The organism is Streptomyces buecherae (genome assembly GCF_014295035.1).
Taxonomy (GTDB): domain Bacteria; phylum Actinomycetota; class Actinomycetes; order Streptomycetales; family Streptomycetaceae; genus Streptomyces; species Streptomyces youssoufiensis.
This window is the reverse complement of sequence record NZ_CP060404.1, coordinates 6,189,179-6,212,411: the sequence shown is the minus strand read 5'-3', so window position 1 is coordinate 6,212,411 and position 23,233 is coordinate 6,189,179. Positions and strand designations below refer to the sequence as shown.

Below are 23,233 nucleotides of genomic sequence, written 5' to 3'. Positions count from 1 at the left end.
GCGGACGGAAAGTCCGGGGTATTCCGTCCGGAGCCGTCCGGGTGGCGGCCCGGCCGCGCGACGGGCGGGTCATCCCCTCCGGGCCCCCGCGACCCCGGCCCTGGCGCACGGCCGGACCGGCACCCGGAGGCGGTTACCGTACGTGTCCGTCGCCGGTGACAATGTACTTGGTCGAGGTCAGCTCCGGCAGCCCCATCGGCCCGCGGGCGTGCAGCTTCTGGGTGGAGATGCCGATCTCGGCGCCGAACCCGAACTGGCTACCGTCCGTGAACCGGGTCGAGGCGTTGACGGCCACCGTCGTGGAATCCACCAACTGCGTGAACCGGCGGGCCGCGGCCTGCGCGGTGGTCACGATCGCCTCGGTGTGCCCGGAGGACCAGCGGCGGATGTGCGCGATCGCGGCGTCGAGCGAGGGCACGACGCCGGCCGCGATGTCGTACGAGAGGTACTCGGCGGCCCAGTCCTCGTCGGTGGCCTCCGTCACGGTGGCCGCGGACCCGGCGCGCTCGGCCGCCGCGCGTACCGCCGCGTCGCCGTGCACGGTCACACCGGCCTTGGCGAGCGCGTCCAGCGCCCGCGGCAGGAACGCCTCCGCGATGTCCTGGTGCACCAGGAGGGTCTCGGCGGCGTTGCACACGCTGGGCCGCTGGGCCTTGGAGTTCAGCAGGATCTCCACGGCCGTGTCGAGGTCGGCCTCCGCGTCCACGTACACGTGGCAGTTGCCGGTCCCGGTCTCGATGACCGGCACCGTGGACTGTTCCACGACGGTGCGGATCAGCGAGGCGCCGCCGCGCGGAATGAGCACGTCCACCAGGCCGCGCGCCCGCATCAACTCGCCGACCGCCTCCCGGCCCTCACCCGGCACCAACTGCACCGCGTCCGCGGGCAGCCCGGCCGAGGCGACGGCGTCGCGCACCACCGCGACGAGCGCGGTGTTGGAGCGGTACGCCGACGACGAGCCGCGCAGCAGCACCGCGTTGCCGGACTTGAGGCACAGCGCGGCGGCGTCCACGGTCACGTTGGGCCGGGCCTCGTAGATGATGCCGACCACCCCGAGCGGCACCCGGACCTGTCGCAGGTCGATGCCGTTCGGCAGGGTGGAGCCGCGCACCACCTCGCCCACCGGGTCGGGGAGCGTCACCACGTCCCGTACGTCGGAGGCGACGGTGGCCACCCGCTGGGGGGTCAGCGTCAGCCGGTCCACGAGGGCGTCGGAGGTGCCGGTCGCGCGCGCCCGCTCGACGTCCTCGGCGTTGGCCTCGATGATCTCGGTGGTCCGGGCGTCCAGCGCGTCGGCGATCGCGAGCAGCGCCGCGTCCTTGGCCGCGCGCGGCAGTGGCGCCAGCGTGGCGGCGGCCTCGCGGGCCCGGTGGGCGGACTGGACGACGGGGGACGGTGCGGATTCGCTGCTGCTCATGCGCGGCAGCCTAGCGGCGCCGCCGCGCGGGCCCCGGGCCATCTCGCCCTGCGAAACGCCCGCCCGCCCCGCGCCGGCCCGCCGCCCTCGCCGCCCGGCGGCTCCCGCCCGGGCGGCTCCCGCCCGGGCGGCGACGGCTCCCAGGCGCCCCGGGACGGCCTAGTACGGGTGCACGCCCACCGGCGTCGTCGGGGTCAGGCCGTGCCCCTGGGTGATGCGGTGGTGGTACGTCCCGCGGTCGATGACCTCAAGGCCGACGATCTCCCAGGGCGGCAGCTTCGCCGTCGAGCGGTGCTCGCCCCACAGGCGCAGCGCGAGCGCCGCCGCGTCGTGCAGGTCGCGGGCCTCCTCCCAGTAGCGGATCTCCGCGTGGTCGCCCGCGTACCGGCTGGTCAGCAGGAAGGGGTGGTCGTGCGCCAGTTGCTCCAGGGCCTGCCGCACCTCGGGCAGCGGGACCACGGGGCCGGAGACGCTCAGCGTGATGTGCCACATCCTGGTGGTCTCGCGCTCTCGCGGGGCCTGTCCGTCCGCCGCCGTCGCGCCGGCCTCCGTGGCCTCGCCCGCGTGCTGCTCCCCCGTGTTCACGCTGGTCAGTCTGCGTTCCTCGGTCATCGTCCGACGGGTTGGGGAGGCTCCCCCGCCCCGGGACTGCGCCACTGGGCGCCCTCGTCTCACCGGCGGCCTCCTGTTGCTCGCCGCTCCGCTCACCCCCGAGCGAAGCCGTGTGGTGCTCGCTGGGAGACCGCTTTCCCCGTGCGGCCCCGTTCAACAAAGTTGACCAGCCCGCGGCGGATGATGTGGCGGTTTTACGGAAGGTCCTCGGCGAAAGGTGGCTCTTTTGCCGCTTTCCCTTCGGTTCGCTTCGCCTCACAGTGCGCCGGTGACGCCCGTCAGGGGGCCAGCACGACCAGATCGTCGCGGTGCACGACCTCGCGCTCGTACGTCGGGCCCAGCTCGCGCGCCAGGTCCCGGGTCGAGCGGCCGATCAGCTTGGGCATCTCCCGGGCGTCGAAGTTGACGAGGCCACGGGCCACCGGGCGGCCCGTGGCGTCCCGCAGCTCGACCGGGTCGCCCGCCGTGAACTCGCCCTCCACGGCGCTGATGCCGGCCGGCAGCAGCGAGGTGCGCCGGTCGACCACGGCCCGCACCGCCCCCTCGTCAAGGACCAGCGCCCCGCGCGGCGCGGAGGCGTGGGCCAGCCACAGCAGGCGGCCGGTGGAGCGGCGGCCGGTGCGGTGGAAGAAGGTGCCGGTGGGCCGGCCGAGCAGCGCGTCGGCCGCCCGGCTCGCCGAGGTGAGCACGACCGGCACGCCGGCCGCCGCGGCGATCCGGGCGGCCTCCACCTTGGTCACCATGCCGCCGGTGCCCACGCCCGCCCGGCCCGCGCTGCCGATGGAGACGCCCTCCAGGTCGGCGGGGCCGGCGACCTCGGCGATCCGGGAGGTGCCGGGGGTGCTCGGGTCGCCGTCGTAGAGCCCGTCCACGTCCGAGAGCAGCACGAGCAGGTCGGCGCGGACCAGGTGGGCGACGAGCGCGGCGAGCCGGTCGTTGTCGCCGAACCGGATCTCGTCGGTGGCCACCGTGTCGTTCTCGTTCACCACCGGGATCGCGCCCATGGCCAGGAGCTGGTCCAGGGTCCGGTAGGCGTTCCGGTAGTGGGCGCGGCGACTGGTGTCGTCGCTGGTCAGCAGCACCTGGCCGACCCGTCGCCCGTACCGCGCGAAGGAGGCGGTGTAGCGGGCGACCAGCAGGCCCTGGCCCACGCTGGCGGCGGCCTGTTGGCGGGCCAGGTCGCGGGGGCGGCGGTCGAGGCCGAGCGGTGCGAGGCCGGCCGCGATGGCGCCGGAGGAGACCAGCACGATTTCCCGGCGCTCGCCGTGCGCGGCGGCCAACACGTCCACCAGCGCGTCCACCCGGTCGGCGTCCAGCCCGCCCGCCGCGGTGGTCAGCGACGAGGAGCCGACCTTGACGACGATCCGGCGCGCGGAGGTCACCTCGTCGCGCGCCGCGCCGTCCGCCGGGCTCGCCCCCGCCTGATCGCCCGCCGACGTGCGCGCGCCCGCTCGCGCCGAGCCGTCCTGGCTTGCCACGGCCGTTGCCACCTGCCCCTCCGTACCGCACTCATCGCTGCCCACGTTCGTGGGCAATGTACGGCAGCGGGCGGTTCGGCCGGGCGGGCGTTCGCCAGCCGGACGGCCCGCGCACCGCCGCCCCGCCGGGCCGCTCCGCTCGACCGGGCGGGCCCGCGCGTACGCCCCGCCCGTGGGGTCACGCCCCCGCCCGCGCCGCCGGCCGGGCACTGGCTGCCGCCGGGGCTAGGCTCCCGCCGGAGCCCGGAGGCACGACCTGGGCGCCGCTTTCGGCCATTCCGCCACGGGCCCGCGCCGGCCGGGGGCGGGCGTCCGTTCGCCGCGCGGGGGCGGGCGTCCTACGGTGAGGGGGCGGGCGGCCCCAAGGCGTGGGCCGGGCGTGGGCCGACGCGCCGGCGGGCGGGTGGCGAGCCTCGATCATCCGTCGAACACCAGGCAATTGCCCTAGTTCGCGGCTCTTGTCCCCGCAGCGGATTGTCACCGGGCCTGGCCACGGCATACCTTCGGTGGTCAAACCGTATCCAGACGCTGTCGCTCAGGTGACGGCGCGTGGAACGGTCGGCCAACGTGTGGCCGTTTTGCTCGTTCCCCTCGTTTCCGTCGCTCTCCTCTGCCAGGAGCCCACCCCGTGCCCTCTGCCGGAATCGCCCCCCGCCGACTCGTCCAGTTGGCGGCACTGCTCGCGATGATGGTGTTCTTCACCACTCAGCTCATCGGCGCCCTGCTCCCCAACGTGCCCCTCTTCATCGGCGCGTCCGCGGCGGGGCTCGCCCTCGACCTGTATCTCCAGCACAAGCAGCCGGGTCTGCTGTCGCTGTTGAGCAAGGTCCGCTTCGACGCCACGGTTCGGCAGTTGCTGCGCGACATGCTGATCATGGTCGGGCTGCTCCGGGTCGAAGGCGTCGACCCCACGCACGAGCAGGCGCCGCTCACCGTGGGACTGCTCGTCTTCTACATCGCGCACTTCGCCTGCCAGGCGATCGCGATACTCATCAAGCGCCGGCGGCTGCTGCCGTTCGTCACCCGCAACATCGACGCGAGCGCCCTGCACCTGACCGCCGCGCCGCCGCGCCTGCTGGCCCGCCAGCCCGCCCGCCGGCTGCTGCGCTTCGCCGTGCCGGCCACCGCCGGCCTGCTCGCCACCGCGGCCACCGAGGACGCCGCCTGGGGCTGGGCCGGCCTCGGCATCGCGCTCGCCCTCTCGCTCGGCAGCGTCGCCTGGCTGAGCACCTGGCTGCTGCCGCGCAAGCGGGCCGTGAGCGAGCAGCAGGCCCTGGAGTGGCTGGACCAGTGGCTGGCCGAGTACCAGCCGACGGTCGGCATGTACTTCTCGGGCGGCACCTCGTCCGCGTACCAGGCGAACATGTGGCTCTCCACGCTCGCCGCGCTCGACGGCAACCCGATCATCGTGCTCCGCGAGCGGTTCATGGTGCAGAAGATCGACGCCACGGACATCCCGATCGTGTGCATCCCCAAGGTCGTCCACCTGATGCGGCTCGAACACAGCACGCTCAAGGTGCTGCTGCACCCGGCGAACTCCGGCAAGACCTCGCAGGTGCTGCGCATCCCCTCGATCAAGCACGCGTTCACCAACCACGGCGAGAGCGACAAGCTCTCCAGTTGCAACCCGTACGCGAAGGCGTACGACGAGGTCTGGGTGGCCGGGCCGGCCGCCCGCGAGCGCTACCAGCTCGCCGACATCGGCGTCGACGACCGGGACGTGGTCGAGGTCGGCCGCCCGCAGCTCGCCCCGATCGCCCCGTACGCCGGCGCCCCCACCGGCGCGTACACGCAGGTGCTGTACGCCCCCACGTGGGAGGGCTGGGACGGCAACCCGGGCAACACCTCGGTCATCCTCGCCGGCGAGAACATCGTCCGCGCGCTGCTGGCCGACCCCGGCGTGCGCCTCCTCTACAAGCCGCACCCGATGACGGGCTCGGTCGACCCGCGCGCGGGCCTGGCCAACGAGCGCATCAAGGCGATGATCGCCGAGGCCAACACCCGCCGCTCCGGCGCGCGGCCGGGCCCTGAGGCGGCGGCCGAGCTGGCGCGGTGCACCGAGGCCCTGCAGAGCGTGACCACGACCTCCTTCCGGCGCGACAGCGACGAACTGGAGCGGATGCTGCTCCAGGGCGCCCCGGACAGCGACCGGGCCGCCGCGGTGGACGCCGCCGTCGCCGCCTGGGAGGACGCCTTCTGGGCCTCGCTGCCGGAGTGGGAGCACCAGGTCATCACCGGCCCGCGACCGGCGATCTTCTCCTGCTTCAACCACGCCGACCTGCTGATCTCCGACGTCTCCAGCGTGGTCTCGGACTACCTGAGCAGCGAGAAGCCGTACGCCGTGGCCAACACCAGCGGGCTGTCCGAGGAGGAGTTCCGGGCCGGGTTCCCGACCGTGCGCGCCGCGGCGATCCTCACCCCGGAGGCGGACGGCGTGCCGGCGCTGCTCGACGCGGTACGCCACCCGGAGCGCGACCCGTACGCCGCCGAGCGCGCCGCGCTCAAGGTGCACCTGCTCGGCCCGTCCGACCCGCCGTCGATCGTGCGCTTCAACCAGGCGGCCCAGGCCCTGTGCGCCGAGGCCGACGCCCGCCGGGCCCGGGTGGCGGCGCGTGCCGCGCAGCCCACGGACGGCGACGCCGCCGCGGCCCTGGCGGCCGACGCGGACGACGGCCTGCCGGCGCTCGACCCGGCGCAGAGCGAGTCCGACGGCGCCAGCAGCGACACCACCGCCGGGGTCTGACCCCGGCCACCCGCCGGCCGGGTCACGGCCCGGCCGGCGGGGACGCGGTGACCGCGCCGAGCACGCGAAAGGCCCTGAGAAGCAGGCTGCTTCTCAGGGCCTTTCGGCTGAGCCGACCGGGCGCGCGCGGCTCCCGCCCGCTCAGAAGGGCTTGAACTGGTCGAACTCCTGGTCCGCCTCGTCCCGGGCCGCGTCGCGGTCCCGGCGGCGCTGAGCGGCCGGCCGGGGGGCCTCAAGGCGGTGGTCCTCGCCACGGCGGCCGAGCATCTCGGCGCCCGCGGCCATGGTCGGCTCCCAGTCGAAGACGACGGCGTTCTCGTCCGCGCCGATGGCGACCCCGACGCCGGCCCGGGCGCCCGCCTTGAGCAGCGCGTCCTCCACGCCGAGCCGGTTGAGCCGGTCGGCCAGGTAGCCGACGGCCTCGTCGTTGTTGAAGTCCGTCTGGTGCACCCAGCGCTCCGGCTTCTCGCCGCGCACCCGGAACAGGTCGTCGCCCTCGGCGGTGACCGTGAAGCCGGCGTCGTCCACGGCCTTGGGCCGGATGACGATCCGCGTGGCCTCCTCCTTGGGCTTGGCCGCACGGGCCTCGGCGACGATGCCCGCGAGCGCGAAGGACAGCTCCTTCAGGCCCGTCCGCGAGACCGCGGAGACCTCGTACACCGGGTAACCACGCGCCTCCAGGTCGGGCCGGATGATGTCGGCGAGGTCCTTGCCGTCGGGGATGTCGACCTTGTTGAGGACGACGAGCCGCGGCCGGTTCTCCAGGCCGCCGTACGCGGCCAGCTCGGCCTCGATGGTGTCCAGGTCGCTCAGCGGGTCGCGCTCGGACTCCAGCGTGGCCGTGTCCAGCACGTGCACCAGGACCGAGCAGCGCTCCACGTGGCGCAGGAACTCGAGGCCCAGGCCACGGCCCTGGCTCGCGCCCGGGATCAGCCCCGGCACGTCGGCGATCGTGTAGACGGTGGCGCCGGCGGTCACCACGCCGAGGTTGGGCACCAGGGTGGTGAACGGGTAGTCGGCGATCTTGGGCTTGGCGGCCGACAGCACGGAGATCAGGGACGACTTGCCCGCGCTCGGGTAGCCGACCAGCGCCACGTCGGCGACGGTCTTCAGCTCCAGGACCACGTCCCCGGCGTGCCCCGGCTCGCCGAGCAGCGCGAAGCCGGGCGCCTTGCGGCGCGCGGAGGCCAGCGCCGCGTTCCCCAGGCCGCCACGGCCGCCCTGCGCGGCCACGTACGTGGTGCCCTGGCCGACCAGGTCGGCCAGCACCTCGCCGTTCTTGTCGAGCACGACGGTGCCGTCGGGCACGGGCAGCACGAGGTCGCCGCCGTCCTTGCCGGAGCGGTTGCCGCCCTCGCCGGGCTTGCCGTTGGTGGCCTTGCGGTGCGGCGAGTGGTGGTAGTCGAGCAGCGTCGTGACCGACTGCTCGACGACCAGGATCACGTCACCGCCGCGTCCGCCGTTGCCGCCGTCGGGCCCGCCGAGCGGCTTGAACTTCTCGCGATGCACGGAGGCGCAGCCGTGGCCTCCGTTACCCGCGGCGACATGGAGTTCGACGCGGTCCACGAAGGTGGTCATGGGATGTGCCTCCAGTTACCTGCATACAAAGATGTCTACTGCGTGCTGTCTGGTGGGACAACACGCGAAAGGCGGACCCTCTTCCCGCATCGGGACTCCGTCGGAGTCCGTACGAGAAGGGAGGTCCGCCTCCGCGAAAGAACCGTTACGCGCGGTCCGCCGTGATCAGGGTGATCAGGCGACCGGAACGATGTTCACGACCTTGCGGCCGCGGAAGGTGCCGAACTCCACCGCGCCGGCGTTCAGCGCGAACAGGGTGTCGTCACCGCCGCGCCCGACGCCGGAGCCCGGGTGGAAGTGGGTGCCACGCTGGCGGACCAGGATCTCACCGGCGTTCACGACCTGACCGCCGAAGCGCTTCACGCCGAGCCGCTGAGCGTTGGAGTCGCGACCGTTCCGAGTGGACGATGCGCCCTTCTTGTGTGCCATCTCTCCTCAGTCCCTTACTTCGCGGCCGTCGGGATGCCGGTGACCTTGATCGCCGTGTACTGCTGGCGGTGGCCCTGACGACGCCGGTAGCCGGTCTTGTTCTTGTAGCGAAGAATGTCGATCTTCGCGCCCTTGTGGTGGTCCACGACCTCGGCCTGCACCTTGATCCCGGCCAGCACCCACGGGTCGCTGGTGACCGCGTCGCCGTCGACAACGAGCAGGGTAGAGAGCTCTACCGTGTCGCCAACATTGGCGGTGGAAATCTTGTCAACCTCAACGATGTCGCCGACAGCAACCTTGTGCTGGCGACCACCGCTGCGCACGATGGCGTACACGCGGATCTCGCTCTCTCGCTAGTAAACGGGACCCCTGATGCCAGCCGCTCACATGGGCCGAGGGCTCATGAGATCCGAGTGGACGAGCGGCCTCTACCGAGGAGCCCGAGGGCCCGCGTCGGAAGGGAGTTGCTCAGGGGTTTGGCGTACAGACGCCGACAGTCAAGATTACGGCGTGCCGCGCCGCAGGGTCAAACCGGCCCCGCTGAGGCACCGGCCGCACCACGGGCCGCACCCGCCACAGCGCTCCGTCCCATGACGCCACCCGCGCCCCCGCCCGGGGCGGCTCGTACGGGATCGCTCGTACGGGATCCGCCGCGCAGGCTCACGGGACCCCCGACGCGCCGCTCCCCGGGCCCGTGACGGGTCCGGGGAGCGGCGCTCGGTGGGGCCGGGTGCCTGCGCGGGGCGGTCAGTCCTCCGTGGTGGCCGACACGGCCGAGGCGGGCGACTGCTCCGCCGCGGCGGTCTTCTTGGTGGCCGTCTTCTTGGCGGTGGCCTTCTTGGTCGCCGCCTTCTTGGCCGGGGCCTTCTTGGCGGCTGCCTTGCTGGCCGGGGCCTTCTTGGCGGCCGTCTTCTTCGCGGTGGCCTTCTTGGCGGTCGTCGGCTCGTCCGCCTCCGGGGCCGCCGCGTCCTCGGCCTCGGCCGCGTCGGACGCCGCCGCCTCGGGCTCCGCCTTCTTGGCCGCCGCCTTCTTGGCCGGGACCTTCTTCGCGGCCGTCTTCTTCGCGGTGGCCTTCTTGGCCGCGGTCTTCTTGGCCGGAGCCTTCCTGGCGGCCTTCTTCGCCACCGGGGCCGCCTCCTCCGACGCGGCCTCCTCCTCCGCCGCCTCGACCAGCGCGTCGGGGGCGGCGACCGGCTCCGGCGTACCGGCGACCGCCGGCTCCGCCACGGGCTCGGCCGGCGTCTCGTCCGCGACGCGGTCCGTGCCGGACGGGCCGACCACGACCACGGCCGCCTCCGCGTCGGCCGGCGACCCGGCCGGCGCGGTGACCTTGCGCGTCACCCGACGGCGAGCGCGCGGCGGCGCGGCGGGCGCGGCCGGCTCCGGGGTCGGCTGTGCGACCGGCTCCGGGACCGACTGTGCGGCCGGCTCCGGGATCGGCTGCGCGGCCGGCTCGGCGACTGGCTCGGCGGCAGCCGGGGTCGGCTCCGCCGGGGCCGGGGCGACGGCCGGGGCCGGGGTCTCGGCGGCGGGCGGGGCGACCTGCTCGTCCACGCTCACCTCGGCCTGCCGGGGCGAGCCCGCGGGGGCCGACGCCTTGCGGCTGGCGCGCCGGCGACCGCGGCGCGAGGCGGCCGAACCGCGTCCCGACTCGGCGGCGGCCTGCGCCTCGGCGGCGCTGCCGAACCACTCCTCCTCCGCCTCGGCGACGGCCGGCTCGACGGGCTCCGCCACCGGGGCCGGGGCGGTCTCGGCCGGCACGGGCTGGATCGCCGGGCGCTCGGCCTCGGCCGGCACGTGGACGTGCTCGTGCTGGTCGGCGCCGCCCTTCTTCTTCTTGCCGCGCTTGCCGCCGCCCCCGCCACCGACGGAGGTCGGCTGGTCCATGTGGACCAGGACGCCGCGCCCGTTGCAGTGCACGCACGATTCGGAGAAGGACTCCAGGAGCCCCTGCCCGACGCGCTTGCGGGTCATCTGCACCAGGCCCAGCGAGGTCACCTCGGCCACCTGGTGCTTCGTACGGTCGCGGCCCAGGCACTCCAGGAGGCGGCGCAGCACCAGGTCCCGGTTGGACTCCAGGACCATGTCGATGAAGTCGATCACGATGATGCCGCCGAGGTCGCGCAGCCGGAGCTGACGCACGATCTCCTCGGCCGCCTCCAGGTTGTTCCTGGTGACCGTCTCCTCCAGGTTGCCGCCCTGGCCGGTGAACTTGCCGGTGTTGACGTCGACCACGACCATCGCCTCGGTCCGGTCGATCACCAGCGAGCCGCCGCTGGGCAGCCAGACCTTGCGGTCGAGCGCCTTCATGAGCTGCTCGTCGATGCGGTACGTGGCGAACACGTCCACGTCCGACGTCCACTTCTGGAGCCGGTCGGCGAGGTCGGGCGCGACGTGCGAGACGTACCCGTGGATGGTCTCCCACGCGCCGTCACCGCTGACGATGACCTTGGAGAAGTCCTCGTTGAAGATGTCGCGCACGACGCGGACGGTCATGTCCGGCTCGCCGTAGAGCAGCGTGGGGGCGTGCGAGCTGCCGCCGTTCTTCGCCTTCTGCTGGATCTCCTCCCACTGCGCCTGCAGGCGGGCGACGTCGCGGGTCAGCTCGTCCTCGCTCGCGCCCTCGGCCGCGGTGCGCACGATGACGCCCGCGTCCTCGGGGACGATCTTCTTGAGGATCTGCTTCAGCCGCGCCCGCTCGGTGTCCGGGAGCTTGCGGCTGATGCCGGTCATCGAGCCCTCGGGCACGTACACCAGGTAGCGGCCGGGCAGCGAGACCTGGCTGGTCAGCCGGGCGCCCTTGTGGCCGATCGGGTCCTTGGTGACCTGGACCAGGACGGACTGGCCGGACTTGAGCGCGGTCTCGATGCGGCGCGGGCCGTGGCCCATGCCGAGCGCCTCGAAGTTCACCTCACCGGCGTACAGGACCGCGTTGCGGCCCTTGCCGATGTCGACGAACGCGGCCTCCATCGACGGCAGCACGTTCTGCACCTTGCCCAGGTACACGTTGCCGACGTAGCTGGTGGCCTGCTCCTTGTTCACGAAGTGCTCGACGAGGACGTTGTCCTCCAGCACGCCGATCTGGGTGCGCTCGCCGCTCTGCCGGACGACCATCACGCGCTCGACGGCCTCGCGGCGCGCCAGGAACTCCGCCTCGGTGATGATCGGCACCCGACGCCGGCCCTGCTCGCGGCCTTCGCGGCGGCGCTGCTTCTTGGCCTCAAGGCGCGTGGAGCCCTTGATGGACTGCACCTCGTCGGAGGGCTCGACGTCCTTGGCGCGCCGCTCGCGCGGCTCGCGGATCTTGACGACCGTACGCTCCGGGTCGTCCCCGCCGGTGGCGTCCGCGCCGTCGCCGCTGCGCCGGCGCCGGCGCCGACGACGCCGGCTGCTGCTGGAGCCGCCGCCCGTCGCGTCGTCCTCGCCGGGCTCGTCGTCCTCGGCGTGCTGCTCCTCGTCGGCGGGCTCGGGCGCGGAAGCCTGCTCCGCGTGCTCGGCCTGCTCGGGCTGGTCGGCTCGCTCACCATCGGCGTGCTCGTCGGCGCCCTCGGCGTCGAGCGCCTCGCCCCGGCGACGGCGGCGGCCACCGCGACGGCGACGGCGCGAGGGGCGGTCGCCGCCCTCGTCCTCGGCCTCCGCGTCGTGCTCCGGCTCGGCGGCGCCGTCGGCGAGCGCCTCGTCGGCCTCGTCGGCCGGCTCGGTCGCGGGCTGGCCGGCCTCGCTCGGGGCCCTGGTCTCGGGCACGGCCCGCTCGGCGGCCGGCTCGTCCTCGACGGCCCGGCGCCGGCGGCGGCGCCGGCTGCTGGTGGTGGCCCGCTCCGCGGCGGGCTCCTCCTCCTCGTACCCGTCGTCCTGTCGTCCGGCAGCCGCGGCGGCTGCCGCCGCGGTCTCCGGGGTCTGGAACATCGGCTCGGCGAAGACCGGCGCCTGGAAGACGGCGGTCGGCGGGCGCACGGCACGCCGCCGCCCCCGCACCGGCTCCTGGGTCGGGGTGGTGTTGGTGGTCTCGGCGGCCCGCGGCTCGGCCGCGGCCTCCGGGGCGCTCGCGGCGGGCGCGGCCGGCTCGCTGGCGGCCCGCTGGCGGGTGCGCCGCGTCGCGGGCGCGGGCTCCGCCGCGGCCTCCCGCTCGTCGGCGGCCGTCTCCTGCGGCTCGGCGGTGGCCGTCCTGCGCACGGCGCGGCGCCGGGTGCGCGACCTCGGCGCCGGCTCGGCCTCCGCCGCCGGCTCGGCGCCGGCTTCGGTGGAGGTCTCGGACACGGCTTCGGCAGCCGGCTCCGGGGCGGCGGCGTGGTCGGCGGCCACCTCGGCGGCGGGCGTCTCGACGCCCCGCGCGGGGCCGGCCGGGGCGGTGGCCTTACGGGTCGCGCGGCGGCGGCTGCGGGCGCGCGGCGCGGACTCCTCGGCGGCGGCCTCGTCGGCGCCGGCGTCGGCAGTGGTCGCGGCGGCGGCAGCGGCGGCGGGCTCGGGCTGGGCGAGGGCGGCGGCCGGGGCCTGCTCGGCCACCGGCTCCTCCTCTTCCTCGTCCGCGGGCGCCTCGTCGGCGGCGCGCTGCGGGGCGCCGGCCGGGGCGGTGGCCTTACGGGTCGCGCGGCGACGGCTGCGGGCGCGCGGCGCGGACTCCTCGGCGGCGGCCTCGTCGGCGCCGGCAGCGGCCTCGTCGGCGTCGGCAGCGGTCGCGACGGGGGCGGCAGCGGCGACCGGCTCGGGCTGGGCGGCGGCCTCGGTGGCGGCGGGCGCGCCGGCCGGGGCGGTGGCCTTGCGGGTGGCCCGGCGGCGGGTACGGCCGCGCGGGGCGGCCTCCGTGTCGCCGGCCTCACCGGTGTCGGAGGCAAGGGTGTCGGCGGCGGTGGCGCGCGGCTCGTCGGCGGCGCCGGAGGCCGCGACGGCGGCTACGGAGGCGGCGGCCGGGGCGGCCGACGCCAGCTCCGTGGACGCCGCGTCGTCGCCGCTCAGCGCGGCGGTGTCGGCCTTCGCGACCGGCGGGCCGGCGGGCCGGGAGGCGGCGCGGCGCCGGCGGCGCGGCGGCAGGGTGCCGCTGGGGCTGTCCCCCAGCGGGCCCTCGGCGCCGGGCCGGTCGGCCGATTCGGCCACCTGCTGGGCCTGCGTGGATTCGTGGGGCTCAATTGGTTCGAGCATGCGGGCGGTTCTCCCGTCACGCTCCCGGGCGCCGCGCCTGATTCCGGCCGCGGCACCGCGTGATGTGCGCGGTACCGCCATCCGGGGCGCGGGCGCCGCACGGGAGCTGTTGTCTCGCTCGCCGGGTCCCGTTCTGGGCACCGGCGAAAGTCTCCTGGTCAGTGCGCCTGCCGCGGCCGGGCGGATGCCCGTGAAGCGGCGGCGCGTCGACGACCATCCCTAGCCGGGACCCTCCGGCGCTCCCCCGCGAGCGGGCGTTGCCCCCGGTACGGCGGTCATTCCGGCGCCGTGGGTGGGGCGGCCTGGACTGCCTCGCGGTCGGGTGCGAGCGGATCGGTCACCGTGTCGGACTCCTCATCGAGCAGCCCCTGCGCCAGCCTGGTCACCGCAGCGGGGACCGGCGGCGCCAGGTCGGCCGTAGCGCGGAGACCGGACAGGACGTCGTCGGGTCGCACGGCAGGTGTCACATGCCGAACAACCAGGCGCAGTATCGCACAGCCACCATTGCCCGGCCTATCGGCCTGACCTGGGAGCGCTTCCAGTCCGACGACCGCTCCACGGGCGTCGAAGCTGCGCAACCCGTTTTTCGTGCGCCGTTGCACCTCCACGGTCTCCGCCGCGAGGAAGGCCGCGACGGCGTGCTCGGCCGCGGCGTGTTCCACCCCGTCGAGCCGCAGCTCCCACACGGACGCCTGGAGCCGGTCGGCCAGTCCCGACGTGGTGGCCTCCACCGCGTCGGTGACATCGAGGCCGTCCGGGAGCGAGGTGTTGAGCAGCGTCCGGAGCTGTTCCGGGTCGCGTCGCTCGGCGAGCTGGATCTCCAGGTACTCGGCCTCGCTGCCGGTGCCCGTGGGCGCGGCGTTGGCGTACGACACCTTGGGGTGCGGGGTGAAGCCCGCCGAGTACGCCATGGGCACCTCGGCGCGGCGCAGGGCCCGCTCGAAGGCGCGCTGGAAATCACGGTGGCTGGTGAACCGGAGGCGACCGCGCTTGGTGTAGCGCAGTCGGATGCGCTGCACCGCGGGAGCGGGCGGTGGGCCTTCGGGCTGTCGCTTGCCCAGGGTGACGTCTCCTTGCGTAGGGCCGGCCAGGTCGTCAGCCCGCGCGCAGTGGGGGCCGCACCGGCTGTCGCCTGCCCGTGTCGTCCGGTCCAGCGCCCCGCCGCACAGCGGTGGTCGGCGCACGGACCTTCTCCCTAGGGTACGCGTCGCCCGCGCCCCGAGTGCTCCCCGGGGGCCGGCGGACCGCCTCGGGCCCCGCTCCGACCTGCCCCGACACCGGAGGCGGGCCTCGCGGGTCAGCGGTCGTCGCGGGTGGCCGGGACGCTCATCAGGTCCACCACGAACAGCAGCGTGTCCGTGCCCTTGATCCCCTCCGACGGCAGGCCCTTGGCGCCGTACGCCTTCTCCGGTGGCACCGCGAGTTGGACGCGGCTGCCGGCCTGCTTGCCGACCAGCGCCTCGTCCCAGCCCTTGATCACCTGGCCGGTGCCGATGAAGAAGGTGTCGGGTCGGCCGCGCGCGTGGGAGGAGTCGACGATCCGGCTCTCGCCCCAGACCTGCATGACGTAGTGGGCGGAGACGCTGCTGCCCTTGTCCGCGGCGCGTCCGCTGCCCTCGATCAGCATCTCGACCACGAGCCCGTGCGGCGGGGCTCCGGTCGGCGCGGCCATCGTGGGCTTCGCGCCGAACGCGGTGCCGGCGATGATCTCGGGCAGTCGCCCGTCCCCGCTCCCGTGCGGGGCCCGCGTGCTCGGCCCGGTCGACGCCTCGTCGTGGCCGGCCGGCTCGCTCGGCGTCGGGTGCTCGCTCGTTCGGTCTCCGGCCCCGGCGCCGCTGGGGTCGCGCGTCGGCCGGTGGCCCTTCGCCCCGTCGTCGGCGTCGCCGCCGAGGCCGCGCCAGAGGGTGAGCGCCCCGCCGACGGCCACCGTGGCGCCGCCGCCCGCGACCGCCACCAGCAGGGCCCGCCGGGAGGCGGTACGACGCGCGGCGGGCACGGCCGCCGGCTGGGCCGCTGACGGGGCCGGGGGTATCGGCGGCGGGGGCAGCGGCCCGTAGGCGGCCGGGCCGAACCCGGGCGTGGCGGCCGGCGGCGGGGCGGCGGGTCCCACGGGCGGGGCCGCGCCCGGCGGCGCGGGTCGGGCGGCGGGCGGCGGGGGCGCGAGGGTGGCGCTGATGTCGGATGGCAGCCAGCGGCGTTCGCGCACCGTGTCGGGCACGGCGAACTCCGCGCGCAAGTGGGCCACCGTGGGCCGCTCGGCCGGGTTCTTGGCCAGGCAGCGGGCGAGCGTCGGCCGCAGCGCGACGGGCACGCCGGACAGGTCCGGGTCCTGCTCCACGGTCCGGTAGACCATCGCGAACACGTCGCCCTCGCCGTACGGGCCGCGGCCGGTGGCCGCGTAGACGAGGGTCGCGCCCAGCGCGTACACGTCGGTGTGCGGCCCGACGGCGTCGCCGCGTAACTGTTCGGGCGCCATGTAGCCGGGGCTGCCCGAGAGTTCGCCGGTCCGGGTGATCTGGGTGTGCTCGGTGGAGCGGACGATGCCGAAGTCGATGACGCGGGGGCCGTCGTCGGCGAGCAGGACGTTCGACGGCTTGAGGTCCCGGTGGGTGAGGCCGACGGCGTGGATGGCCTCAAGGGCCCGGGCGGTCCCGGCCAGCAGGGCGCGCAGCGCGTCCTCCGGCAGCGGCCCGCGGTCGGCGACGGCCGCGTTGATCGGGACGCCGGCGATGTACTCGGTGGCCAGCCAGGGCCGGGGCGCGTGCGGGTCGGCGTCCAGGACGGCGGCCGTGAAGCGGGCGTCGACCCGGCGGGCGGCCTCCACCTCGCGGGCGAAGCGGCGCCGGAACTCCGGGTCGTCGGCTAACTCGGCGCGCGCCACCTTGAGGGCGGCGATGTATCCGGTGGCGGCCCGGCCGAGGAAGACCACGCCCATGCCGCCGCCGTCGAGCCGCCCGAGCAGTTCGTAACCACCCACCGACCGCGGATCACCCGCCTCCAGCGGCTTCATGCACCGGCCCTCCCCGTAGCCCGGTGCGGGAGCCTACCCGGGCCGCGCGAGCGCACACCACAGCCCCGTCCACCCCGACTGACCTCGGAGTGGACGGGGCTGTGGGGCCGGGCGGCGCGGGGCTGACCGGCCTGTGTGGCCTAGTTGCCGCCGCCCCCGACGACGGTCAGCGGCAGCAGCTTCTTGCCCGTGGGGCCGATCTGAATGCTGGTGTCCATCTGAGGACACACGCCGCAGTCGAAGCACGGGGTCCAGCGGCAGTCCTCGACCTCGGTCTCGTCGAGCGCGTCCTGCCAGTCCTCCCAGAGCCAGTCCTTGTCCAGGCCGGAGTCCAGGTGGTCCCAGGGCAGCACCTCCTCGTAGGTGCGCTCGCGCGTGGTGTACCAGTCCACGTCCACGCCGAAGTCCGGCAGCGTCTTCTCGGCGCAGCGCATCCAGCGCTCGTACGAGAAGTGCTCGCGCCAGCCGTCGAACCGGCCACCGTCCTCGTACACCGCGCGGATGACCGCGCCCACCCGCCGGTCGCCGCGCGAGAGCAGGCCCTCGACGATGCCGGGCTTGCCGTCGTGGTAGCGGAAACCGATGGAGCGGCCGTACTTCTTGTCGCCGCGGATCTTGTCGCGCAGCTTCTCCAGGCGCGCGTCGGTCTCCTCGACGGAGAGCTGCGGCGCCCACTGGAAGGGCGTGTGCGGCTTGGGCACGAAGCCGCCGATGGAGACGGTGCAGCGGATGTCGTTGGACCTGGAGACCTCGCGGCCCTTGGCGATCACGTTGACCGCCATGTCGCCGATCTGGAGCACGTCCTCGTCGGTCTCGGTGGGCAGCCCGCACATGAAGTACAGCTTCACCTGCCGCCAGCCGTTGCCGTACGCCGTGGCGACGGTGCGGATCAGATCCTCCTCCGAGACCATCTTGTTGATGACCTTGCGGATGCGCTCCGAGCCGCCCTCGGGCGCGAAGGTCAGACCCGAGCGGCGGCCGTTGCGGGTCAGCTCGTTGGCCAGGTCGATGTTGAACGCGTCCACCCGGGTCGAGGGCAGCGACAGGCCGATCTTGTCCTCTTCGTACCGGTCGGCGAGGCCCTTGGCGATGTCGCCGATCTCGGTGTGGTCGGCCGAGGACAGCGACAGGAGGCCGACCTCCTCGAAGCCGGTGGCCTTCAGTCCCTTCTCCACCATCTCGCCGATGCCGGTGATGCTGCGCTCGCGCACCGGGCGGGTGATCATGCCCGCCTGGCAGAACCGGCAGCCGCGGGTGCAGCCGCGGAAGATCTCGACCGACATCCGCTCGTGCACCGTCTCGGCGAGCGGGACCAGCGGCTGCTTGGGGTAGGGCCACTCGTCCAGGTCCATGACCGTGTGCTTGGAGACCCGCCACGGCACGCCGGACCGGTTGGGCACGACGCGGCCGATGCGCCCGTCGGGCAGGTACTCGACGTCGTAGAAGCCGGGCACGTAGACCCCGCCGGTCCTGGCGAGGCGCAGCAGCAGCTCCTCGCGGCCCCCGGGGCGGCCCTCGGCCTTCCAGCCGCGGACGATCTCGGTGATCTCCAGGACGGCCTGCTCGCCGTCGCCGATGACCGCGCAGTCGATGAAGTCGGCGATCGGCTCCGGGTTGAACGCCGCGTGCCCACCGGCGACGACGACGGGGTGGTCCTCGGTGCGCCGCGCGGCCTCCAGCGGGATGCCCGCGAGGTCGAGTGCGGTGAGCATGTTGGTGTAGCCCAGCTCGGTGGAGAAGCTCAGGCCGAAGACGTCGAACGCGCTGACCGGCCGGTGGCTGTCCACGGTGAACTGCGGCACGTCGTGCTCGCGCATCAGCTCCTCGAGGTCGGGCCAGACGCTGTAGGTGCGCTCGGCGAGCACGCCCTCGCGCTCGTTGAGCACCTCGTAGAGGATCATGACGCCCTGGTTGGGCAGGCCGACCTCGTACGCGTCGGGATACATGAGCGCCCAGCGGACGTCACACTCGTCCCACTTCTTCACGGTGGAGTTCAGCTCTCCACCCACGTACTGGATCGGCTTCTGCACATGCGGGAGCAGAGCTTCGAGCTGCGGGAAGACCGATTCGGCAGACATACCCGGGAACCTTCGTGAGCTGACGGAGGACACGCCCCACCGCCGACGGCGAGGGACGGGTGACCCTCAAGCCTAACCCGCCCGGCGGGACCTTCCCGCCCGCCGCCCGTCCCGGAGGGCTTCCCGGGACGGGCGTGGGCGTGCCCGGGCGGGGTCGGTCACAGCAGTCGGCGCGGTGGCGGGTCCAGGACGGCGGCCCACACGGATGGCAGTTCGCGCTCGCGGGCCGCCGCGGCGGCCTCCTCGCGGCCGTACAGCAGCCCGAGCGTGAACGTGCTCTCGCCCGCCGCGTGCGCCCGCACCGCGATGGCCCGCAGCGTCTCGCGGGCCCGCACGCTGTCCTGGTGGTCGCCGAGGAGCTGCTGCACGCCCTGGAGCCGGCCGGCCAGCTCCCGGGCCCCCTTGCCGAGGCCCAGCTCGGCGGCCTCGGCCGCGTACCGGGCGCGCTTGGCGGCCTTGCGCGCCGCGTGCAGCGCGTCGTCGCGCTCGGGCCCCGGGGGCAGCGCGAGGGCGGCGTCCACGTGGCGGGTGAGCCGGTCCGTCTCGGCCAGTACGGCGGCGCGGACCACCTTGTGCGGCGGCTTCGCCGCGGCCGGGCGCAGCAGCGGCGGCGCTCCCTCGCGGGTTCGCGGCGGGTCGGCGCGCAGCGCGTCGAGCGTGGTGAGCAGGTCCAGGTAGCGCGGGCCGTCGAGTGCCGCGATGAGCCGCTGGCGGGCGTCGGCGTGCTCGGCCCGGGCCCAGATGGTCAGCCGGGCGCGCACCGGGCCGAGCCGCTGTTCCTCGGGGACCGCGTCGAGCGCGGCCGTCAGCCGCTCGGCCAGCACCTCGCGGTCCCGGTCCACGCCCAACTCGCCGGCCAGCCACTTCAGTTCGGCGCCCACCGGGTCGGCGACCTCCCGGTCAAGGACCTTGCGGTAGGAGCGCAGGACGCTGCGCAGGCGGCGCGTGGCGACCCGCATCCGGTGCACGGCGTCGGGGACCTCGCGCCGGGCGGCCGGGTCGAGCGCGACGATCGCCGCGACCTGCCGGCGCACCGCGTCCAGCACCACGTCGCCGGCGGTCAGCTCGGCGGTCGGGTCCCCGCCGCCGAGCAGGGCGTCCGCGCCCTCGCGCCGGCGGGCCTTCTTCGGCGGCCGGGATTTCTTCTGTTTCTTCGCTTTCTTCGACTCCTTCGGCTTCTTCCGTGTGTCGTCGCCGTCACCGTGCGCGGCGCGGCGCTCCTCCCGGCGCGCCTCCGTGGCCGGCACGGACTCGACGTGCGACGCGGCCGTCTCCGCCAGGGCGCGGGCCAGCTTGGAGGTCGATCCGGCGGGCCGCAGGCCCAGGGTGGCCAGGTGGCGCTCGACCGCGTCGAGCAGCGCGGGGTCGCCGCCCGCGCCCAGTTCGGCCTCGACCTCCCTCCAGCGGACGGGCGCGCCGGCCGAGCCCGCGCGGCGCGCGCTGACCTCGTCGGCGCTGATCTCCGCGAGCGGCTCGCCGGCCGCGTCGACCAGGCGCCAGACGGTGCGCCGGGTGCGCAGTTCGACCAGCGGGCGCAGCGGGGCGTCCAGGGTGCGGGAACGGGTCAGGGCGGCGAGTTCGGGCGGTACCGCGTCGCCGAGCGGGGCTCTGATCTCGTCCCGCACCACGTCGCCGCCGTCGCTCGTGCGCGGGGCGCCCTTGGGGCGTACGGGGAGCTTGAGGTGCCAGCCCTCGTCGGAACCACCGGTGCGGCGGCGCAGCGTCACTCCGTCCGCCGCGAGCCGCTGGTCGGCGGTGTCGTAGTAGGTGGCGTCGAGCGCGGTGACGCCGTCGTCCACGACGGAGTCGACGCCGGGCAGTTCGGCGAGGGCGGACAGCGCGGCGAGGTCGAGTGGCGCTCCGCCGGGCGCCGCCTCGTACTTCCGTTCGATTTCTCGTACGGTGCGTGACATGGCCGCAATGTACGCCCGGGCGGTGCGCGCGGCGAGCGGTTCGACGGGCTCGGTCACACCCCGCGCGGCGTGGTGGCCGACCGCGTGGGCGCCGCGTGCCGCCGCCCCGCCGCCAGGCGCGACCCCGCCCCGGCCGGCCTCGGGCGGTTGGGGTCGCGCCCGGCCGGGCTCGGGCGGAGTCGCGCGCGGCACCGTCGAAGCGTGCCGAGGTCAGAGCGTGCCGAGGTCACGGCCTGCCGAGGTGGCGGGTGAAGAAGGTGCGGACGAGGTGGCGCAGCAGCGGCACCGAGCGCGCCGGGTCGATGGTGCCGACCAGGCCGGCGCGGGCCTCGGCGGTGATCAGGCCGGCGGCCTGGAGTTGGGGCGCCAGGGCCGCGTAGTCGGTGAGGGTCGCGTGCGTGGCGCCGGCGATCTGCCGCCAGGTGGCGTGGCCGTGTGAGCGGGCCACCGCCGCCGACCAGGTGCGGTCGAACTCCGCGTCCCGGAACCCGTCCGTGCCCAGCAGGAGCAGCGGCCGGTCCACCCCGTCGCGGGCGACGGGGAAGAGCGGGCCGGGACGGCCGGTCGGCGTTCCCGGGTGGCTCAGGTACCCCTCCAGGTTGGCCGCCGCCGCGATACGGCGGTCGTCGTACAGGGCCTGCGCCGCCGTGGTGCCGCCCGCCGAGTGCCCGTAGACGCCCACCCGGTGCGGGTCCAGGGCGCGCGCGAGGCCACGGGGCAGGGCGCGGCCCGGCTGGTCACGGCGTCGGCCGGCGACCCGGTTGACCAGGCCGTCCAGGCCAGCCAAGCCAGCCAGGCTGACCAGGTGGTCCAGGACGAGCCGGACGTCGGCGAGCCGGGTCTCGATCACGGTCCGGAACAGCTTCGGGTCGGCGCGCGGATCGCCGACGAAGACCGTCTCGCGCAGCGTGCCGTCCGGCAGCTCGACCTCGCTGGCGTCGCCCGGGTGGTCGACGGTGACCACGACGAAGCCGTGGCTGGCCAACTCCTCGGCGACGCAGGTGCCCAGGGTGCGCGGGTCGCCGCCGCCCGGGCTGTAGAGCAGCACCGGCCGCCGCCGCCCGGCCAGCACGGGCGCGCCCAGGTAGGCGTGGGTCGCGGTGGCGGCCCAGTCCACGCCCGTCGGCGGCACCTGCGGGTGCGTCCGGGGCGCCCAGGACGCGAACGATCCGGCGGCCCGCGGCGTCATGTGCGGCAGCCGCGGCCGGCCGCGCACGTCGCCGGCCGGGTACCATACCGTCGCCATCACCTGCCGTACGCTGCCGGCGCCGAGCCACGGATCGGGGCGTTCCCGGTCGACGAGGTGCAGCACGCTGGCCCCGATCCGGTACGGGCCGCTCGGCGCCGGCAGCCGCAGCCGGAGGCCACCCGCCGCGCCGGCACCCACCGGGGAACCCGGGCGCGGCGCGGCCCACGCCGGGCCCCGGCCGGTGAGCGCCACCGCGCCGCCGAGCACGGCCGCGGCGACCGCCCGCCGGCCGACGCCGCCCCCGGGCCCCGTACGCCCCGCGACCCCCGCACGCCCCGCACCGCCGCGCCCGGCCCCGGTCCCGGCCTTCACCCCGTGCGTGTCCCTGTCCCTGTCCCTGTCCCTGTCCCTGTCCGCCATGGTCTGTCGCACCCTTCCGTGCTCGATCGCCGCGCATCTCGCGCGAACCCCCGCCGCCACGCGGCGGCACGCCCGGAATACTGGTGGCGGGCCGGCGGCGCGGGCGATCGTTGCGGCGCTGGCCGAAAAGCTGGCGCGCGGCCCTTGGGGGAAGTAGTGATCCGGGTCCACCTCACGGCCGCCGACCTGGCCCGGGTGCGGTTCGCGCCGCGCCCCGCCCCGCTCCAGGAGCTGAACACCGCGCTGCTGACGCTGTGCCAGCCCGGCGACGCGCTGCGGTACGGGCCCTGGCGGCAGCGGCTGCTGCACCGCCTGCCGGACGCCGTCCGCCCGCTGCGCGACCTGGTCCCGGCCGCCCGCGCGCCCAGCTTCCTCGACGTGTTCGCCGACGACCTGCGCGAGGGCCTCGCCGCCCCGCGCGCCACCCCCGAGGCCGTGGTGCGCGCGGAGTTGGCCCGCGTGTACGCCACCCATCCCGCGCCGCCCCCGCCCTGGGTGCGCGACCTGCGCCGCGGCGACCCCGACGCCTGGCGGGTGCTGCGCCAGGCGCAGCACGCGGCGTTCGAGGCGGTCCTGCGGCCGGCCTGGTCCCTGGTGCAGGACCTGCACCGGGCGGAGTTCACCCGGTACGCCGTGACGGCGGCCGAGGCGGGCGTCGGCGCCGCGCTGTGCGCCGCCGTGCCCGACTCCGCGCTCCGCGCGGACGTGTGGGAGCTGGCCGCGCACCGGGACGCGGACGTGCGCCCGGCCGGCCGCGGCCTGACGCTGCTGCCGACCTTCCACTGGTCGGGCGCCCCGCTCGTCGCCGACCTGCCGGGCCAGCCGGTGTACGTGACGTACCCGGCCGGCCCCGGCGTGCCCCCGTCGCCCGCCACGGCCGGCGACCGCGCCGGGGCGCTGTCCGCGGTGCTCGGCCGGGCCCGGTACGAGGCCCTGCTGGTGCTCGCCGAGGCCCACACCACCGGCCAACTGGCCCGCCGCCTCGGCCTGAGCGACGCCACCACGTCCGAGCACGCCGCCGCGCTGCGCGGCGCCGGCCTGATCACCACGGTCCGCGCCGGTCGCGCGGTGCGGCACCGCCGCACCGCGCTCGGCGACCTCCTGGTGCGCCCCCGCGACCGCCCCGCCCCCGACCGCGCCACCGCCGACCGGCCGCCGGCGGACGCGTAGACCGCGCCGCCCACCCACCGACACCCACCCATCCATCCAGCGCCCGCCCACCCCTCATGC

Annotated in this window: 14 protein-coding genes; 2 read left to right on the top strand and 12 right to left on the bottom strand. The window is 75.4% G+C overall.

From position 1 onward, the window contains the following. Positions 1-133 precede the first annotated feature (133 nt). From H7H31_RS24535 to proB, 3 genes are all read right to left on the bottom strand, one after another. Complete coding sequence (locus tag H7H31_RS24535) at positions 134-1,417, bottom strand: glutamate-5-semialdehyde dehydrogenase (RefSeq protein ID WP_372455984.1); 1,284 nt, start codon at positions 1,415-1,417, stop codon at positions 134-136. A 159-nt stretch (positions 1,418-1,576) separates the two neighbouring features. Next, complete coding sequence (locus tag H7H31_RS24530) at positions 1,577-2,092, bottom strand: hypothetical protein (protein ID WP_176161583.1); 516 nt, start codon at positions 2,090-2,092, stop codon at positions 1,577-1,579. A gap of 215 nt (positions 2,093-2,307) precedes the next feature. Continuing rightward, a complete protein-coding gene (gene proB / locus H7H31_RS24525; RefSeq protein WP_176166040.1) occupies positions 2,308-3,411 on the bottom strand; it encodes a glutamate 5-kinase in 1,104 nt (367 codons plus the stop codon). 724 nt (positions 3,412-4,135) lie between these two features. Between proB and H7H31_RS24520 the strand changes: the two genes are divergently transcribed. Continuing rightward, positions 4,136-6,250 carry a hypothetical protein gene (locus tag H7H31_RS24520; protein ID WP_187061771.1) on the top strand — a complete coding sequence of 705 codons (2,115 nt, stop codon included), beginning with the start codon at positions 4,136-4,138 and terminating at the stop codon, positions 6,248-6,250. Positions 6,251-6,391: 141 nt separating this feature from the next. Here the strand turns inward: H7H31_RS24520 and obgE are convergent, their stop codons facing one another. The 9 genes from obgE to H7H31_RS24475 form a co-directional block, all read right to left on the bottom strand. Next, positions 6,392-7,828 (bottom strand): GTPase ObgE, encoded by a 1,437-nt coding sequence (gene obgE / locus H7H31_RS24515; protein ID WP_176161585.1) that lies wholly within the window; start codon positions 7,826-7,828, stop codon positions 6,392-6,394. A 174-nt stretch (positions 7,829-8,002) separates the two neighbouring features. After that, positions 8,003-8,257, bottom strand: coding sequence for a 50S ribosomal protein L27 (gene rpmA, locus H7H31_RS24510; RefSeq protein ID WP_176161586.1), 255 nt, complete (start codon positions 8,255-8,257; stop codon positions 8,003-8,005). A 14-nt stretch (positions 8,258-8,271) separates the two neighbouring features. Next, complete coding sequence (gene rplU, locus H7H31_RS24505; protein WP_176161587.1) at positions 8,272-8,592, bottom strand: 50S ribosomal protein L21; 321 nt, start codon at positions 8,590-8,592, stop codon at positions 8,272-8,274. Positions 8,593-9,004: 412 nt separating this feature from the next. Further along, positions 9,005-13,393: a ribonuclease E/G gene (locus tag H7H31_RS24500; RefSeq protein WP_187061770.1), complete on the bottom strand. Its 4,389-nt coding sequence runs from the start codon at positions 13,391-13,393 to the stop codon at positions 9,005-9,007. A gap of 275 nt (positions 13,394-13,668) precedes the next feature. Beyond that, on the bottom strand, positions 13,669-14,412 hold the full coding sequence (locus H7H31_RS24495; protein WP_187061772.1) for a TIGR03936 family radical SAM-associated protein: 744 nt from the start codon (positions 14,410-14,412) through the stop codon (positions 13,669-13,671). Positions 14,413-14,690: 278 nt separating this feature from the next. Then, positions 14,691-16,403 (bottom strand): protein kinase domain-containing protein, encoded by a 1,713-nt coding sequence (locus tag H7H31_RS24490; RefSeq protein WP_187118087.1) that lies wholly within the window; start codon positions 16,401-16,403, stop codon positions 14,691-14,693. A 140-nt stretch (positions 16,404-16,543) separates the two neighbouring features. Further along, positions 16,544-18,481, bottom strand: a complete 1,938-nt coding sequence (locus H7H31_RS24485) for a TIGR03960 family B12-binding radical SAM protein (RefSeq protein ID WP_187060907.1) — start codon at positions 18,479-18,481, stop codon at positions 16,544-16,546. 158 nt (positions 18,482-18,639) lie between these two features. Continuing rightward, entirely contained in the window at positions 18,640-20,394 is a 1,755-nt protein-coding gene (locus tag H7H31_RS24480) for a CYTH and CHAD domain-containing protein (protein ID WP_187060906.1), read from the bottom strand. A 226-nt stretch (positions 20,395-20,620) separates the two neighbouring features. Continuing rightward, positions 20,621-22,003: an alpha/beta hydrolase family protein gene (locus H7H31_RS24475; RefSeq protein WP_187060905.1), complete on the bottom strand. Its 1,383-nt coding sequence runs from the start codon at positions 22,001-22,003 to the stop codon at positions 20,621-20,623. 144 nt (positions 22,004-22,147) lie between these two features. Between H7H31_RS24475 and H7H31_RS24470 the strand changes: the two genes are divergently transcribed. Continuing rightward, the gene (locus H7H31_RS24470) at positions 22,148-23,173 is read left to right on the top strand and encodes a winged helix-turn-helix domain-containing protein (RefSeq protein WP_254391343.1); all 1,026 of its coding nucleotides are present in this window, start codon (positions 22,148-22,150) and stop codon (positions 23,171-23,173) included. Positions 23,174-23,233 lie beyond the last annotated feature (60 nt).